Origin of the sequence: Rhodoferax sp. TH121, assembly GCF_002251855.1 — a bacterium.
GTDB lineage: Bacteria > Pseudomonadota > Gammaproteobacteria > Burkholderiales > Burkholderiaceae_C > Allorhodoferax.
The window spans coordinates 255,978-272,010 of sequence record NZ_NOXW01000021.1 but is presented as its reverse complement, the minus strand read 5'-3'; the positions used below and the strand labels follow the sequence as shown (position 1 = coordinate 272,010).

General features: G+C 61.6%; 13 protein-coding genes. 7 read left to right on the top strand and 6 right to left on the bottom strand.

Going from position 1 to position 16,033, the window contains the following annotated elements:
• Positions 1-90: 90 nt before the first annotated feature.
• The 3 genes from CHU94_RS11265 (at position 91) to CHU94_RS11255 (ending at position 3,884) form a co-directional block, all read left to right on the top strand.
• On the top strand, positions 91-693 hold the full coding sequence (locus CHU94_RS11265; RefSeq protein WP_094479867.1) for a TRAP transporter small permease subunit: 603 nt from the start codon (positions 91-93) through the stop codon (positions 691-693).
• The gene (locus CHU94_RS11260) at positions 694-2,529 is read left to right on the top strand and encodes a TRAP transporter large permease subunit (protein ID WP_094479865.1); all 1,836 of its coding nucleotides are present in this window, start codon (positions 694-696) and stop codon (positions 2,527-2,529) included.
• 92 nt (positions 2,530-2,621) lie between these two features.
• Positions 2,622-3,884 (top strand): putative Na+/H+ antiporter, encoded by a 1,263-nt coding sequence (locus CHU94_RS11255; protein WP_094479863.1) that lies wholly within the window; start codon positions 2,622-2,624, stop codon positions 3,882-3,884.
• A gap of 191 nt (positions 3,885-4,075) precedes the next feature.
• Here the strand turns inward: CHU94_RS11255 and CHU94_RS11250 are convergent, their stop codons facing one another.
• The 5 genes from CHU94_RS11250 to xseB all read right to left on the bottom strand — a co-directional run bounded on the left by CHU94_RS11250 (position 4,076) and on the right by xseB (position 9,967).
• Positions 4,076-5,335: a putative Na+/H+ antiporter gene (locus CHU94_RS11250; RefSeq protein WP_094479860.1), complete on the bottom strand. Its 1,260-nt coding sequence runs from the start codon at positions 5,333-5,335 to the stop codon at positions 4,076-4,078.
• 185 nt (positions 5,336-5,520) lie between these two features.
• Positions 5,521-6,603, bottom strand: a complete 1,083-nt coding sequence (locus CHU94_RS11245) for a TRAP transporter substrate-binding protein (protein WP_094479858.1) — start codon at positions 6,601-6,603, stop codon at positions 5,521-5,523.
• Positions 6,604-6,807: 204 nt separating this feature from the next.
• The gene (gene dxs, locus CHU94_RS11240) at positions 6,808-8,703 is read right to left on the bottom strand and encodes a 1-deoxy-D-xylulose-5-phosphate synthase (RefSeq protein WP_094479856.1); all 1,896 of its coding nucleotides are present in this window, start codon (positions 8,701-8,703) and stop codon (positions 6,808-6,810) included.
• 68 nt (positions 8,704-8,771) lie between these two features.
• Entirely contained in the window at positions 8,772-9,725 is a 954-nt protein-coding gene (locus CHU94_RS11235; RefSeq protein WP_094479854.1) for a polyprenyl synthetase family protein, read from the bottom strand.
• Positions 9,725-9,967 (bottom strand): exodeoxyribonuclease VII small subunit, encoded by a 243-nt coding sequence (xseB, locus tag CHU94_RS11230; protein ID WP_094479852.1) that lies wholly within the window; start codon positions 9,965-9,967, stop codon positions 9,725-9,727. The genes CHU94_RS11235 and xseB overlap by 1 nt, the downstream gene beginning before the upstream one ends.
• A gap of 188 nt (positions 9,968-10,155) precedes the next feature.
• Here xseB and CHU94_RS11225 point away from each other — a divergent pair, with 188 nt between their 5' ends.
• Positions 10,156-11,331: an aromatic ring-hydroxylating dioxygenase subunit alpha gene (locus CHU94_RS11225; protein WP_094479850.1), complete on the top strand. Its 1,176-nt coding sequence runs from the start codon at positions 10,156-10,158 to the stop codon at positions 11,329-11,331.
• A 78-nt stretch (positions 11,332-11,409) separates the two neighbouring features.
• Complete coding sequence (locus CHU94_RS11220) at positions 11,410-12,297, top strand: DMT family transporter (protein WP_094479848.1); 888 nt, start codon at positions 11,410-11,412, stop codon at positions 12,295-12,297.
• Positions 12,298-12,331: 34 nt separating this feature from the next.
• On the opposite strand, the gene CHU94_RS19070 is transcribed toward CHU94_RS11220, so the two are convergent.
• Positions 12,332-12,727 carry a hypothetical protein gene (locus CHU94_RS19070; protein WP_141211444.1) on the bottom strand — a complete coding sequence of 132 codons (396 nt, stop codon included), beginning with the start codon at positions 12,725-12,727 and terminating at the stop codon, positions 12,332-12,334.
• A 229-nt stretch (positions 12,728-12,956) separates the two neighbouring features.
• On the opposite strand from CHU94_RS19070, the gene CHU94_RS11215 reads away from it, so the two are divergent.
• Entirely contained in the window at positions 12,957-13,826 is an 870-nt protein-coding gene (locus tag CHU94_RS11215; RefSeq protein WP_094479846.1) for a sulfurtransferase, read from the top strand.
• A gap of 60 nt (positions 13,827-13,886) precedes the next feature.
• Positions 13,887-16,028, top strand: a complete 2,142-nt coding sequence (locus CHU94_RS11210; protein WP_094479844.1) for an ATP-binding protein — start codon at positions 13,887-13,889, stop codon at positions 16,026-16,028.
• Positions 16,029-16,033: the final 5 nt, after the last annotated feature.

Sequence of the window (16,033 nt, the reverse complement as noted above, 5' to 3'; positions counted from 1 at the left end):
CAATCCGGCTTAAGGCTTAGACTCCGTGGGTTCAAAGTGGGACGGGCCATAGCTGCCCGGCCATTTCCCAAAAACTACAACGGAGACGCCATGACACCCTTGCTCTCACTGTCCCGGCTGATCGACACGATCAGCACCTGGGTCGGTAAATTCACCATGTGGCTGATTCTGGCCACCACCCTGATCAGCGCAGGCAACGCGCTGGTGCGCAAGTTTTTCAACAACAGCTCCAACGGCCTGCTCGAAATTCAGTGGTACCTGTTTGCCGCCGTGTTCATGCTGGGCGCGGGTTATGGACTTTTGAAGAACTCGCATGTGCGCATCGACTTCATTTCCACCAAGCTCAGTGCCCGCGCCCGCAACTGGGTGGACGTGGTGGGCATCGTGCTGGTGCTGTTCCCCTTCTGCGTGATCAGCATCTCCCTGGGCTGGCCTTTCTTCATGCAGGCCCTGCAAAGCGGCGAGATGTCACAAAACGCTGGTGGCCTGATCCGCTGGCCCGCATACGCACTGATTCCCCTTGGCTTTGCCTTGCTGATGCTGCAAGGTGTCTCGGAGCTGATCAAACGCCTGGCCTTCCTGACCGGCAATGGCCCAGATGTGTTGAGCGGTGAAGACGCGAAATCTGACGACCAGAAGAAGCTCGAAGAGCTCGAAGCCCAAACCGCCAAGATGCTGGCTGGAGACAAATAAATGCAAACCACCCTCTTGGCACAACAGTTTGTGCCACTCATGTTCATCACATTGTTTGTGATTCTGCTCACCGGTTTCCCGGTGGCGTTTGGTCTCGCAGCGACAGGCCTGGCGCTGGGCTTTGTGGGTATTGAAGCGGGCATTTTCCCCGCTGCACTCTTTCAAGCCTTGCCGCTTCGCATCTTCGGCATCATGCAAAACGACACGCTGTTGGCAATTCCGTTCTTCACCTTCATGGGGATTATTCTGGAACGCTCCGGCATGGCTGAAGACCTGCTGGAGACCGTGGGCCAGGTGTTTGGTCCCGTGCGTGGTGGTGTGGCGATTGCGGTGATTCTAGTGGGCGCCCTGCTGGCAGCCACTACCGGCGTGGTGGCTGCAGCGGTCATCTCCATGGGCCTGATCTCCCTGCCAGTGATGCTGCGCTACGGCTACAGCCGCACCATTGCCACCGGCACCATCACCGCCTCGGGCACCTTGGCCCAGGCCATTCCGCCGTCTCTGGTGCTGATCGTGCTGGCCGACCAATTGGGCCGCTCTGTGGGCGACATGTATTCCGGCGCCCTGATTCCCGGCCTGTTGCTGGTGGGTCTGTATATCGCTTTCATTGTGGCAGTGGCTATCTTCAAACCGGCGATGGTGCCAGCCCTGCCACCCGAGGCCCTGCTGTACAAAGAAGACAACGGCGCTTCTGGCCACAAGTCTTTGCTGGTGCTGGTGTTGATTTGCGCTGCTGTGGGATTTGCCTGGTCACGTGTGCACGACGGCCTTATGACCCAATGGCTGGAACGCGCAACCCCATCTGCCGGTGATGAGATCGTGATTTTGTCCCTGACATTGGCATCTCTCACCGGCTTGGCACTGGCCATCATCAACCGCATCACCAAGATGGGCCTGCTGTCCAAACTGGCTGAGCAAGTCACCTTTGTGCTGATGCCTCCGCTGATCCTGATCTTCCTGGTGCTGGGCACAATTTTCCTGGGTGTGGCCACACCGACCGAAGGCGGCGCCATGGGTGCGCTGGGCGCCTTGATTTTGGCCATGGGCAAACGCCGTTTGGGCATGCCCCTGATGAAGCAGGCGCTGGACAACACCGCCAAGTTGGCCGCTTTTGTGCTGTTCATCCTGATTGGCTCCACTGTGTTCAGCTTCACCTTCAATGCGGCCGATGGTCACATCTGGGTGGAACATCTGTTTGACAAGATTCCGGGCGGCGCTTGGGGCTTCCTGGTGGTCGTGAACATCCTGGTGTTCATCCTGGGCTGCTTCATCGACTTCTTCGAAATCGCCTTCATCGTGATCCCCTTGCTGGCCCCGGTGGCAGAGAAGATCCTGCCCGGCCTGGTGCCCGGCATGACGCCCGACCAGGCCATGATCTGGTTTGGTGTGATCATCGCGATGAACCTGCAGACGTCGTTCCTGACACCACCCTTCGGTTTTGCCCTGTTCTACCTGCGCAGCGTGGCAGCCAAGTTCGACTACAAGGACCGCGTCACCGGCAAACTGATTCCCTCGGTCAAAACCACCGAAATCTACAAAGGCTCGATTGCCTTCATCATCCTGCAGCTGATCATGGTGGTTGCGGTGATTGCCTTCCCGGTCTTGGTGACGGGCGGCATCGAGAAGGTCGAATCCTTGAGCTCCGAGCAAATCATGGAGCAACTGGACATGCCGGGCGCTCCTGAGGCGGGAGAGACCGCCGACCCCACGGCAGGCATGGAGGGTGCCGCCAAGGAAGGGGAAATGCCCGAGCCCGCAGCTGAGGCCGGCAAAGAAGATGACCCCATGAAGGCCATGATGGAAGAGGCGGCCAAGGACGCCGCCAAGAAACCTTAATTCACGCCACAACGTACAAGGACCGGTTTCAGTGCCTCCGCTGAAGCGGTCCTTTTTCATTTCCAGCGGGCACCCTAACCGCAACCATTGCCATGACTGATCCAACCACCATCCAAATCACCGGTGCCGCCATCTTTGGCCTGGCGGTGCTGCATACCTTTTCCACCAAGTTTTTTGAACATCTGGCCCATACCCGCCCCAACCATGCGGGGCTCTGGCATTTGCTGGGCGAGGTGGAGGTGGTGTTCGGCTTTTGGGCCATGGTGCTGATGTTCGCCATGTTGGGCCTGGTGGGCACCCAAGAAGCCGCCCACTACCTCGACAGCCGCAACTTCACCGAACCGCTGTTCGTCTTCGCCATTGTGGTGATTGCCGGCAGCCGCGCCGTACTGCACATGGCCAAAAAAGGCGTCAGCGCGATTGCAAAGCTGGTCCCTCTCAAAGGAGGCATGGCCTTCTATTTCGTGGCGCTGTCGTTCATCCCCTTGCTAGGGTCTTTCATTACCGAACCGGCCGCCATGACTCTGGCAGCCATGATGCTGCGTGAGCGCATTTTTGGCGCAGGACTCTCCACCAAGCTGAAGTACGCCACCTTGGGCGTGCTGTTTGTGAACGTCTCGATTGGCGGCACGCTCACCTCATTTGCAGCGCCCCCTGTCTTGATGGTGGCTGCCAAATGGAACTGGGACAGCTGGTACATGCTCACCCATTTCGGCTGGAAGGCCGCGCTGGCCGTGTTCTTCAATGCGCTGGTGGCCACCTTGCTGTTCAAGCGCCAGCTAGCGCATCTGCCCAAGGCTTCCCAATCCAATGACATCCAGATCCCGTTCGGCGTGCTGCTGGTGCATGTGGTGTTCCTGGCTGGCGTGGTGACATTCGCGCACCATCCGGCAGCGTTCCTGGGCCTGTTCCTGTTCTTTATTGGTTTTGCCCAGGCTTACCCCAAGTACCAGGACAGCCGTTTGCTCTTGCGCGAAGGCCTGCTTGTCGCATTTTTCCTGGCGGGCCTGGTGGTGCTGGGCGGCCAGCAGCAATGGTGGCTGGAGCCGCTCCTACGCGGGATGGACTCTTCGACCGTCTACTACGGTGCCACTGCCTTGACTGCTGTGACTGACAACGCAGCACTCACCTACCTGGGCTCCTTGGTGGAAGGCCTGAGCGACGAGTTCAAGTACGCGCTGGTGGCCGGTGCCGTGACGGGTGGAGGTCTCACCGTGATTGCCAACGCCCCCAACCCCGCAGGCTTTGCGATTTTGCGCAGCAACTTCGAAGACGAAACCATCCATCCGCTGGGCCTCTTCCTCGCGGCCCTGCCGCCTACTGTGGTGGCCATCGTGGCGTTTCGCCTGCTGTAGCTTTTAAGCACACAAGGAACTGTCAGGGTTTCCCGCAGCCAGCATTTACATTTGTATGAATATAATTTGCTTGTGCTGAGCAATCAACACAATTTCCGGACTCAGTGAGATTGGGAGCCCTGCGGGGCTCCCCTTTTTTTGTGCCTACCTACCGGCTGTCGGGATGTACCGAAGCGCCTGCCATTGCGTGGCTAGAGCAACCGGAACGCCACAATGGCCACCAATGTGGGCGGCAATGCGCCGACCAACAAGCCCAAGGGGTGGATGGCGTTGTCGACAAATTTTTCCTTGAGAATGGCCGCCCCGGCGGGGTTGGGGGCATTGGCAATCAGTGTCAGCCCCCCACCGGTCACCGCCCCAGCCACCAAAGCGGTTTTGAACTCCAGACTCAAGCCTTCCACCAGCGACCCCAAGTAGGTCAGCGCAGCGTTATCCGTAATGGCCGTCAACGCCGTTGCGCCAAAAAAGACCGCGTCAGCATCCATGCGCATCAGCACAGGCTCCAGCCACCATTGCTGCAGCCCGCCCAACACAACCAGCCCTGCCAGGAAGAAAGCCACCAGCAAGGCCTCGCGCAGAATCAACGGGTTCTGATGGCGCTGGTAGGCTGTGGCAAATCCCATGAAAAACAGAAACAGGCCCATGAACAACACCGGGTGATGCGCAAACACCACCACCAGCACCAGGAATACGAGGTGCACCAGCACCACCGAGAAAGGCACCGCCGCCCCTTGACCCGCGGGTTGGGCTGCCATGTGACCCAGCTCTTTGCGGAAGATCAGCATGGCCGCTCCTGCATTGACCACCACCGCAATGGCGGCCTTCCAGCCGAAGGTCGAGACCATGAACCACATGTCCCAGTTCCACTTGGCGGCCACCATCAAGACTGGGGGGGCCGCAAAAGGCGTCAGCGTTCCTCCAATGGATATGTTCACAAACAGCACACCAATGGTGACGTATTTGAGGCGGGTAGACACGTCGCGCGAGAACAGCGTGTCCCGCAAGATCAGCGCCGCCAAGGTCATGGCTGCAGGCTCCGTAATGAAGGAGCCCAGCAATGGCACCAAGGCGAGTACCAAAAAGTACAGCGCCATGCCCCGTTGGAGCGGCATATAGCGTGCGATGGCGCGCACCAGGGTGTCAGCAAACTGCAGAATGGGCCGTGTTCCCGCAATCACCATGATGGCAAATACGAACATGGGTTCAGTAAAGTTTCTGGATTCGAGGTAGGCCGTTGCCTCCGTTTTGCCATTGATGCTGAACATGAACAGGACAAGGACCAAGGCCCAGAAGCCAAAGACCACCTCCACCTCACCCAGCAAATGCCAGATGCCAGCATGGCGCGGTTGGGTGTGCGCCAGATGCTCAAAAAATTTGGTGGAAAACGTGTGGAGTACGGCCAGACCGAACAGGGTCGCACCGACGATTTGAATGAGTGTGGGAGAGTTCATAAGCGTAGACAAATCGCGAGGCGGCCCGACCTTCGCTACTCCTGCCCTTCAGCCCCATGCTGCGACACCCTGCCGCGGATTGTAGGGTGGAAACCCAGTCTCACCCAGCCTGCTTTCCCAAAGACCCAAAATGAAAAAGGCCCTGCAATGCAGGGCCTTTTAGTTCGCGAAACGCAGTAGGCTGCTTACAGCTTTTGCGCTTGCATGAAGCTGTCGAAACGCGCTTCAGTGAAACGGAACCACAGGTTCTGGTCCTTGCGGAAATTGGCGTAGTCGGTGTACACCTTCTTCCAGTTTTCGTTCTTGGCGCTGATTTCTGCATACAGGGCCATGGACTCTTTGAAAGCGAGGTCCAGCACGTCCTTGGGGAAAGGCAGCACCTTGACCTTGGCGCCCACCAGCTGCTTGAGGGCAGCGGGGTTCTTCGCGTCGTACTTGGCCTGCATTTCGGTGTGGGCGTAGGCTGCAGCCGCTTCCACAATGGCCTTGTTCTCGGCGGACAGACCGGCATAAGCTTTGTCGTTCACGAACAGGTCCAACTGGGGACCGCCTTCCCACCAGCCAGGGTAGTAGTAGAAGGGAGCCACCTTGCCGAAGCCCAGCTTCTGGTCATCGTAGGGACCCACCCATTCGGCAGCGTCGATGGTGCCTTTTTCCAGGGCGGTGTAGATTTCGCCGCCAGGAATGTTCTGGGGAACACCACCCATGCGCTCGATCACCTTGCCAGCGAAGCCGCCCACGCGGAACTTCAGGCCCTTGATGTCCTTGGCAGACTTGATTTCCTTGCGGTACCAGCCGCCCATCTGGGCACCGGTGTTGCCCATGGGGAAGTTCACGATGTTGTACTTGGCGTAGAACTCGCGCATCAGCTTGCCGCCGTTGCCTTCGTACATCCAGGCGGTCATCTGGCGGCTATTCAAGCCGAAAGGAATGGCGCAACCCAGTGCAAAGGTCTCGTCCTTGCCGAAGAAGTAATAAGGCGCGGTGTGGGCCATTTCCACAGTACCGTTCTGCACGCCGTCCACCACGCCGAAGGCGGGCATCAATTCGCCGCCAGCGTGGGTGGTGATGGTGAACTTGCCACCGGACATTTCGCCAACCTTCTTGGCGAAGGTATCAGCCGCACCAAAGATGGTATCCAGCGCCTTGGGGAAGCTGGAAGCCAGGCGCCAACGGATAGTGGCGGCCTGGGCATGGACAGCGGGGGCTGCACCAGCAGCCAGCACGCCAGCGATACCAGCGTTTTTGATAATTGAACGACGATCCATTCGGTGTACTCCGGTAATTGTGTTGTAACCATCTTGCGACCCAGCTCTCCCAAGGCGCAAGGACTGTAGTAGTCAAGCGCGATTGTAGGAACGCACATGGGGGCTTTTGTGGGGGTTTTCCCTCGACACATGGAGCGATTGCATAGCCCTTCAGGATTCTGCAAGCCAGCGCAGGGCGCGCTGGTTTCTTAACTGACTTGTGGCTTACGCAGCGCGCGCCGCCGGTGCCAACAATGCACCAAAACGCTGCGTGATGGAGGCCTGAATACCTTGCGCATCCAGCCCCTGCAGTTGCAACAAATGGGCAGGGTCGCCATGTTCGGTGAACACGTCGGCCAAGCCCAGTTGCAACACCGGCAGCTCCAGTGTCGCTGCCTGCAGGGCTTCGAGCACCGCACTGCCTGCCCCGCCCAAGGTGGCGCCCTCTTCCACTGTGACCAGCGCCTGGTGCTTGCGCGCCACTTGCAGAAGCAGCTCGGTGTCTAGCGGTTTGGCCCAGCGCATGTTCACCACCGTGGCGCCCAGTACCTCAGCCGCCACCAGCGCAGGCTGCAGCAGCGTGCCGAAGGCGAGGATGGCAATGCCCTGCCCTTGGCGGCGGATTTCGCCTTTGCCAAAGGGCAGGCCTTCCAGGCTGCTCTGCACCGCCACACCCGCACCGCTGCCACGCGGGTAACGCACGGCCACCGGGTGGTTCTGTGCAAACGCGGTGCTCAACAACTGGCGGCACTCGTTCTCGTCGGCCGGGCAGGCGATGCTGACATTGGGGATACAACGCAGAAAGGGAATGTCGTACACACCTGCATGGGTGGCACCATCGGCACCCACCAGACCAGCGCGGTCCAGCGCAAACACCACGGGCAGGTTTTGCAGTGCCACGTCGTGGATCAGCTGGTCGTAGGCGCGCTGCAGGAAGGTGGAGTAAATCGCCACCACGGGCTTGAGCCCCTCGCAGGCCAGGCCACCGGCAAAGGTGACGGCGTGTTGCTCGGCAATGCCCACGTCAAAGTAGCGCGCCGGGAAACGTTTCTCAAACTCCACCATGCCGGAGCCTTCGCGCATGGCGGGCGTGATGCCAACCAAGCGCTCGTCGGCCGCAGCCATGTCGCACAGCCACTGGCCAAACACCTGGGTGAAGGTTTGCTTGGCGGGTGCAGTGGACTTGACCAGCCCCACCGCCGGGTCGAACTTGCCGGGGCCGTGGTAGGCCACGGGGTCAGCTTCGGCCAACTGGTAGCCCTGGCCTTTTTTGGTGACCACGTGCAGAAACTGCGGGCCCTTCAAATGCTTGATGTTCTCCAGCGTGGGAATCAGCGAATCGAGGTCGTGGCCGTCGATGGGGCCGATGTAGTTGAAGCCGAACTTCTCGAACAACGTGGCTGGCACCACCATGCCCTTGGCCTGCTCTTCAATGCGTTTGGCCAATGCAAACAGGGGCGGCGCCCCCTTGAGCACGGTCTTGCCCACATTCTTGGCGGCGGCATAAAACTGGCCGCTCATCAGCTGCGCCAGGTAGCGGTTCAGCGCGCCCACGGGCGGGCTGATGGACATATCGTTGTCGTTGAGGATGACCAGCAGCTTGCAGTCTTCCACACCCGCGTTGTTCAGCGCCTCAAAGGCCATGCCTGCAGTCATGGCGCCGTCGCCAATCACCGCCACCGAGTAGCGGTCTTCGCCTTTGATGCGCGCGGCCAGTGCCATACCCAGCGCGGCCGAGATGGAGGTGCTGGAGTGCGCGGTACCAAAGGTGTCGTACTCGCTCTCGTCACGGCGCGGGAATCCCGACAGGCCCCCAAACTGGCGCAGGCTGTGCATGCGGTCGCGCCGTCCGGTCAAAATTTTGTGCGGATAAGTTTGGTGGCCCACATCCCAGACCACGCGGTCTTCGGGCGTGTTGAAGACATAGTGCAGCGCCACAGTCAGTTCCACCGTGCCCAGGTTGGAGCTCAGGTGCCCGCCGGTCTTGGCCACGCTGTTGAGCAGGTAGGTGCGCAGCTCATCGGCCAGGGCGCGCAGATGCGCACGCGGCAGCTGGCGCAAGGCTGCGGGGTCGTCAATGGTGGACAGCAAGGACGAAGGGGGCAGATTGGTAGAGGGCATTTGCTATCTTTTTAGTAGCTGCTTGCGCATATTATTCGGGGGCTAGAGGCCTATTTGGCTCTAAAAATCTAGCTGGCGCGGTGCACCACCATGCCAGCCAGGGCCTGCAGGGCGCGGGTGTCTGCCAAGCCACTGGCCTGCAGCGCATCCAGCGCCTGCTGCAGCAGCTGCGTGGCGTAGGCCTGGCTTGCCTCCAAGCCCATCAGCGACACATAGGTCGGCTTGTCGTTGTCAGCGTCTTTGCCGGCGGTCTTGCCCAGCGTGGCCGAGTCGGCCGTCACATCCAGAATGTCATCCACCACCTGGAAAGCCAAGCCAATCGCTGCGCCATACGCCTCCAGGCCCTTGAGCGCCTGGGCCGAGGGACTTGCGCAGTGGGCCCCCATCAGCACGCTGCCTTGTAACAGCGCGCCGGTCTTGAGCTGGTGCATCTCGCGCAGCTGGTTTTCGGTGAGCGGCAGGCCCACGCTGGCCAGGTCAATCGCCTGGCCACCGGCCATGCCGGAGCTACCCGCCGCACGCGCCAACAGGCCACAGAGTTTGGCCTGCGTGGTGCAGGGCACCGAATCGTCCTGGGGCGTCAAAAACTCGAAGGCCAGGGCTTGCAAAGCATCGCCCGCCAGCAAGGCACTGGCCTCGCCAAACTGCACATGCACCGTGGGCTTGCCGCGGCGCAGCACGTCGTTGTCCATGCAGGGCATGTCGTCGTGCACCAGCGAATAGGCGTGGATCAGCTCCACTGCACAGGCCGCGCGCAGCGCAGCGGCCGGGCAGCCGTGACCCTCGGCAGCCACCGCCTCGTGGGCAGCCAGCACCAGCAGCGGGCGCAGGCGCTTGCCGCCGTCCAGCACGGCGTAGCGCATGGCTTCCACCAGCGCAGCCGGCGCGCCGTGGTCCACGCCCTGGGGCGCATCGGGAGTGATCCAGCTTTCCAGCGCGCGCTCGACCTGGTTCAGGCGTTCGCGGCTCCAGCTCTCCAAGTCAAAAGGAGCCAGAGCTTGGGGGGCAACAACGGCGTGCATCAGGCTTTCCAGGGTTTGAGGGCGCCGTCGTCCAGCACCTTGATTTGTTCTTCCACCGCCTGCAGCTGCTCGCGGCAAAACTGCAACAAGGCCGCACCGCGCTGGTAACCGCCCAGTAACTGGTCCAGGGGCAGGTCGCCCGACTCCAGGCGGCCCACCAGGCCTTCAAGCTCCTGCATGGCCGCTTCGTAAGTGGCGGGCATGGGGGGGGTGCTGGGGGACGGAGCGCTGGCCTTGGGCATGGGAGGGTGGTTCAAAAAGCAAACCGCGATTTTAGGCCCAAGCCCCGGTGCTCCGACCTAGGCAGATGCCCCCAAGCAGGTACAATCGCCCGTCCCGCTTCCGGCCTCCCGCTTCTGGGATGGACGGCTCCCATTTACCGCGCACTTTGGTGCATCCCCCTGTGGGGAGTCTTTAGGTCAGGTCACCCATGTCTGATTTAAGTCTTCAACTGCAGCAGGCGAATAGCCAACTACCAGTTTCGAGCTACTTTGACCCGGCGCTCTACGCGCTTGAAATGCAAAGTATCTTCCAGCAAGGGCCCCGCTACGTGGGGCACTCTTTGAGCGTCCCCAACGTGGGGGACTACTACGCCCTGCCCCAAGAAAACGAGGGCCGCGCGCTGGTGCGCAATGCCGGTGGCATTGAACTCATCTCCAACGTCTGCCGCCACCGCCAGGCCATCATGCTCAAGGGCAGCGGCTCGCTCACGCACAAGGGCAGCCAGGTGCAAAGCGGCAACATCGTCTGCCCGCTGCACCGCTGGACGTACAGCGGCGCCCACGCCGGGCAGAACGGCAGCCAAAGCGGCACGCTGATCGGTGCCCCCCACTTCGCCCACGACCCGTGCCTGAACCTCAACAACTACAAGCTGCAGGAATGGAACGGCCTGCTGTTCGAAGACACCCGCGCCCAAGGTGGCGTGGACGTGGCCGCCCAGCTGGCGAACATGGGCCCGCGCGCCGACCTGAGCTTTGAGGGCTATGTGCGCGACAAAGTGGAGATGCACGCGTGCAACTACAACTGGAAGACCTTCATCGAGGTCTATCTGGAGGACTACCACGTAGGCCCCTTCCACCCCGGGCTGGGCCAGTTTGTGACCTGTGATGACCTGCGCTGGGAGTTCAAGGAAAACTACTCAGTGCAAACCGTGGGCGTGGCCAACCGCCTGGGCAAGGCCGGCAGCCCGACCTACGAGCGCTGGCACAAGGCCTTGCTGGGCTACCGCAACAACGTGCCCCCGCAGTACGGTGCCATCTGGCTCACCTACTACCCCCACATCATGGTGGAGTGGTACCCGCATGTGCTGACCGTGTCCACCCTGTTTCCCATGGGCGTGAACAAAACCATGAACATGGTGGAGTTCTACTACCCCGAAGAAATTGCCGCCTTCGAGCGCGAGTTTGTGGAAGCCCAACAGGCCGCCTACATGGAAACCTGCATCGAGGACGACGAGATCGGCGAGCGCATGGACGCCGGACGCCGCGCCCTGTACGACCGTGGCGACAACGAAGTCGGCCCGTACCAAAGCCCCATGGAAGACGGCATGCAGCACTTCCACGAGTGGTACCGCGGCAAGGTAGACCTCTCGGGCCTGACTGCCTGAGCCCAGACCACTATTGTTTTTATAGCTGCTCGCGCAATATCTGTGCGGGCTAGCGCCCTATTTGAATACTAAACACCGATGCAAGCCTTGTGGATGGTTTTGGCCTCGTTCTGGTTTGCGCTGATGGCCGTGGGCATCAAGTACGCGTCCAACAGCTTTGGCACCTTTGAGCTGGTGTTTTACCGTGGCTTGGTAAGCATGGTGTTCATGGCCATCGTGGTGCGCGCCCGCGGTGCCACGCTCAGCACGCCCGTGCCCATGATGCACGTGTGGCGCAGCACTATCGGCGTGTTGTCGCTGGGCTCCTGGTTTTACGCCATCGCCCACCTGCCCCTGGCCACCGCCATGACACTCAACTACATGAGCGGCGTGTGGGTCGCCGCCTTCATTGTGGGCGGCGCCCTGCTCTACGGCGACGCCCAAAAACAAGGGCCGCTCTTGGGCACCGTGCTGCTGGGCTTTGCGGGCGTGGTCATGACCTTGCGCCCCACCATCGACCAGAACCAGCTGTTTGCCGGCGTCATCGGTCTGCTATCGGGCATGGGCGCGGCGCTGGCCTACATGCAGGTCACCGCGCTGGGCAAGGTCGGCGAGCCCGAGGAGCGCACGGTGTTTTACTTCTCGGTCGGCACCGCCATCGTCGGCGGCATTGGTGTGCTGTTCACCGACATCACACCCTGGTCCGAGGTGCGCACGCAAGACGCACTGTGGGTCATCCCCATCGGCATTCTGGCCTCGTTGGGCCAGTGGTGCATGACCCGCGCCTACCGCAAGGGCGCCACCCTGGTGGTGGCCAGCATGCAGTACTCCGGCATCGTGTTTGCCGCCCTGTTCAGCCTGCTGCTATTCGGCGACAAGATCGCGCCCATGGGCTGGCTGGGCATTGCCGTGATTGTGGTCAGCGGAGTGCTGGCCACCGTGCTGCGGGCACGGGCGATGCCGGATACGCCGGCTGAAGAGCATTGAGGGGTTTGACGGATTGCCGAAATTCGTCAGACAGCTAAAAGCAATTCCCATGCATACAGCTCGTAACCCCGCCAGCGATGAAAGAAAATGCCGCTGCTCCAACGACCGCAGCACAAACAAAAATAAACTTTCGGAGCTGTGAAAAAGGACTATTCCAAACTAGTGCTGTTGTTACAACAAACTGTAGCAACGCAACAGCGCCGATGACCGAGGAATAGTGGGGACGCTCGTAGCTGAATATGGGGATGCGCGAGTGCGATTCAGCGTAATCAAAATAGATGGCCACCAGCGAGACAGGTAGCATTTGAATGAGTAGGGACGCGCCTCTTGTTGGGCCACCTGAAAAGACTGAACTTTGAAAAATCAAAGGCGCAATCAGAAACACCAGTGAGACAACTGCGATGAGAGCGGCTAATGTGACAGCGTTCATGCTTTCATATCGTACTGCGCGATTGCACGACGTGGCGTAACTCTGCTTCAGCCGCATACCGGTCATCAACCTAGATACTCTTCATATCGCCCCACACCCAGGGCCATGTGGCGCGTACCCGGTAGTCGATTTGCTGGCCGCGCAGCGGGCTGATGAGCCACCGGGTATCCGCCACATGACCCTGCGCGCGCCAACCACGCCACCGACGCAAATGGATAATCACACCACCATGCCATACACCACCCTCATCTCCGTCGCCCAACTCCAATCCCTGCAAGCCAGCGCCACACCTGCCGTCGTCTTTGACTGCAGTTGCGACCTGATGCAGCCCGCGCAAGGCCCGGCGCAGTATGCCGAGAGCCATATTGCTGGCGCACTGTATGCGCACCTGGACAACAACCTCAGCGCCAAGGGCGACCCGGCGGTGACGGGTGCTGCCTCGGGTGGGCGCCACCCCCTGCCCGCGCGTGACAAGTTTGCTGCCTGGCTGGGCAGCGTGGGCGTAAAGAACACGGACCAGGTAGTGGTGTACGACCGCCAGGGCGCCAACTACTGCGGCCGCCTGTGGTGGATGCTCAAGTGGCTGGGACATGCGAATGTGGCGGTGCTGGACGGAGGCTTTCAGGCCTGGCAGGCGGCAGGCGGTGCCGTGGCGAGCGGCGCCGAGGCACCCCGTGCTGCCAGCACGTTTGTTGTGGGCGACCCGCTGGTGACGCTGGTGGGTGTGGGCACCGTGCTGCGCAACCTGGGCCAGAACCACCAGCACATCATCGACGCGCGTGGCGCACCACGTTTCCGTGGCGAACTGGAGCCGATTGATCCGGTGGCCGGCCACATCCCCGGTGCGTTGAACCGCGTGTTCAGCAGCAACCTGGGGCCAGACGGCCTGTTCAAACCCGCTGCGGTGCTGCGTGCTGAATTTGAAGCCTTGCTGGGCCAGCGCAAGCCGCAGGATGTGGTGCACCACTGCGGCAGCGGTGTAAGCGCCGTACCCAACGTGCTGGCGATGGAGATTGCGGGCCTGGGTGGCACCGCGCTGTTTGCAGGCAGCTGGAGCGAATGGTGCAGCGATGCCACGCGCCCGGTTGCGCAGGGCTAGCACAGCCCCGCAAAACCCCAAGGCTATCCCTGCCCAGCGGGCTGGTACTACACTGCAGAAATGGCGCCCGAGCCCCTTCCCCCGCACAGCCCAGGCAGCAAGCCGCTGACTGATGCCGCGGTGCTGGCTGCGGTGCTTGGCATTGGTGCGCTGTGCAGTGTGCTGGCCTTTGGCAGCTTGCGACAGACTGAGGCACTGCGCCTGCAAAACATCCACACGGCCAGCGCACGCACCGTGCAAGATGTGCTGGAGCTGGACGTGAACCGAACGGTGGAGGCCGCCCACAACATCAGTCTGGTGCTGGAGAGCCAGCCCCAGGTGCAGCGCAAGCAACTGGACTTGCTGAGCCGCCGTGTGATGGCCGACTTGCACACGCTCTCAGCCATTCGCTGGGTGCCCGCCGGCGGCAGCGAGGCGTCCCATGAACAGCAGGCCCGCGTGATTGGCCGGCCCGTGGCATCCGCGGTGTTTGCGGTGGTCAGCCCCAGCCACGATGGTGCCGGGGTCCCTGCGATCGCCATTGCTGCCCCCGTTTACGAACGGGACGCCACCACCGACGCCATCGTGCGCCACAGGGGGTTTGTAGAGTCCATCGTGCCCCTGCACGCCCTGCTGCGCGATGCAGGCAACCGCGCCAACCTGGTTGGCATGGACCTCATGGTCTACGACCTGGAGGGCGCAGCTCGCGCCACGGGTGAGGCGATCTACACCCGCATAGGCCCGGCAACGGAGGGAGCCGAATCTCACGCCCCTCGCGCCGTTTCTGCGCACAACGACTTTGTGGTGGCGCTGGACGTCGCCACCCGTCCCTGGCAAGTGGTGCTGCACCCACGCTCTGCGTTTTATGCCGACCTGACCTCCAGCTACGCGCCCTATGTGCTGGGCGCAGGCCTGCTGCTCACCGGGCTGATCATGGCCGCCGTTTGGCGGGCACAGCGCTACCGGCGCAGCATAGAGTCCGCGCGGCACCGCGCCTCCCGCGCGCGCGAGGCGCTGGCGCTGGAGCAGCAGCGCCTGCAGAACATCATGGACGGCACCGGCGTGGTTACGTGGGAATTTAACTACAACACCCGGATACTGCAGGCGAGCGAGCGCTGGGCCCTGATGTCAGGCTACAGCGTCGAGGAGCTGGGGCCCGATTTGTACTCGCGGTGGCTCGAACTAACGCACCCGGACGACTTGAGCAGGTTCTTCACAGCACTGGAAGAGCACTATGCCGGCAAGACCCCCCACTTTGACTACGAGTACCGCATTCGCCACAAGCGGGGCCACTGGATCTGGATTGGCTCCCGAGCCCGACTGCTGGAACGCGACGCAGACGGCAAGCCGCTTGTCCTGGGTGGCACCAACCTCGAAATCACCGAGCGCAAGGAAGCTGAGGAACGCATCCGTGAGCTCAATGCATCCCTGGAGCAGCGCATGCAGGAAGAAGCCACCCGCAGCGAGGCGCGCGCCACCCTGGGCACGCTGATTGCCAGCGTCTCGCACGAAATGGGCACCCCCATGGGCAACAGCCTGATGACAGCCAGCACGCTGGCCGATCAGGCCAAGCAGTTTCAGGCCCAGCTGGATGCAGGGACGCTGCGCCGCTCCACCCTGACCGAGTTCATCACCCAGGTGCGCGAGGGCAACGCTTTGCTGATGCGCAACCTGGAGCGTGCCGTAGCGCTGCTGAAAAACTTTCGCCAGGTGGCGGCCGACCAAGCCAGCGAGCAGCGCCGCGAGTTTGACCTGCGCCAGGTGCTGGGCGAGGTGCTGCACACGCTGGCACCCAGCCTCAAGCGCGAAGCCCACACGGTCTCGCTGGAGGTGCCAGAGGACATCAACATGGACAGCTACCCAGGGCCGCTGGGCCAAGTGGTCATCAACCTGGTGAACAACGCCTACCTGCACGCCTTCGAGGGCATGGCCCAGGGCAGCGTGTGGCTGCGGGCCAGCGCCAGTGCCGACTCGGCCACCCTGGTCTGCCAGGACAACGGCCGCGGCATTGCGCCCGAGACGCTGGAGAAGATGTTCAGGCCCTTCTTCAGCACGCGCATTGGCAGCGGGGGCACGGGCCTGGGCATGTCCATCGTGGACAACCTGGTCAAGTCCACGCTAGGGGGCAGCCTGAGCGTCGTTTCCACCTTGGGCGGAGGCACCACTGTCACCATCACGCTGCCGCGCGTGGCGCCAGCGCCGCACAGCGACGCTGACGATTAACGCTA

What these genes read in the sequence shown, in the direction of transcription:
- CHU94_RS11265 (WP_094479867.1), top strand. Translation starts at nt 91, where the DNA reads ATGACACCCTTGCTCTCACTGTCCCGGCTGATCGACACGATCAGCACC.
- CHU94_RS11260 (WP_094479865.1), top strand. Translation starts at nt 694, where the DNA reads ATGCAAACCACCCTCTTGGCACAACAGTTTGTGCCACTCATGTTCATC.
- CHU94_RS11255 (WP_094479863.1), top strand. Translation starts at nt 2,622, where the DNA reads ATGACTGATCCAACCACCATCCAAATCACCGGTGCCGCCATCTTTGGC.
- CHU94_RS11250 (WP_094479860.1), bottom strand. Translation starts at nt 5,335, where the DNA reads ATGAACTCTCCCACACTCATTCAAATCGTCGGTGCGACCCTGTTCGGT.
- CHU94_RS11245 (WP_094479858.1), bottom strand. Translation starts at nt 6,603, where the DNA reads ATGGATCGTCGTTCAATTATCAAAAACGCTGGTATCGCTGGCGTGCTG.
- dxs (WP_094479856.1), bottom strand. Translation starts at nt 8,703, where the DNA reads ATGCCCTCTACCAATCTGCCCCCTTCGTCCTTGCTGTCCACCATTGAC.
- CHU94_RS11235 (WP_094479854.1), bottom strand. Translation starts at nt 9,725, where the DNA reads ATGCACGCCGTTGTTGCCCCCCAAGCTCTGGCTCCTTTTGACTTGGAG.
- xseB (WP_094479852.1), bottom strand. Translation starts at nt 9,967, where the DNA reads ATGCCCAAGGCCAGCGCTCCGTCCCCCAGCACCCCCCCCATGCCCGCC.
- CHU94_RS11225 (WP_094479850.1), top strand. Translation starts at nt 10,156, where the DNA reads ATGTCTGATTTAAGTCTTCAACTGCAGCAGGCGAATAGCCAACTACCA.
- CHU94_RS11220 (WP_094479848.1), top strand. Translation starts at nt 11,410, where the DNA reads ATGCAAGCCTTGTGGATGGTTTTGGCCTCGTTCTGGTTTGCGCTGATG.
- CHU94_RS19070 (WP_141211444.1), bottom strand. Translation starts at nt 12,727, where the DNA reads ATGAACGCTGTCACATTAGCCGCTCTCATCGCAGTTGTCTCACTGGTG.
- CHU94_RS11215 (WP_094479846.1), top strand. Translation starts at nt 12,957, where the DNA reads ATGCCATACACCACCCTCATCTCCGTCGCCCAACTCCAATCCCTGCAA.
- CHU94_RS11210 (WP_094479844.1), top strand. Translation starts at nt 13,887, where the DNA reads ATGGCGCCCGAGCCCCTTCCCCCGCACAGCCCAGGCAGCAAGCCGCTG.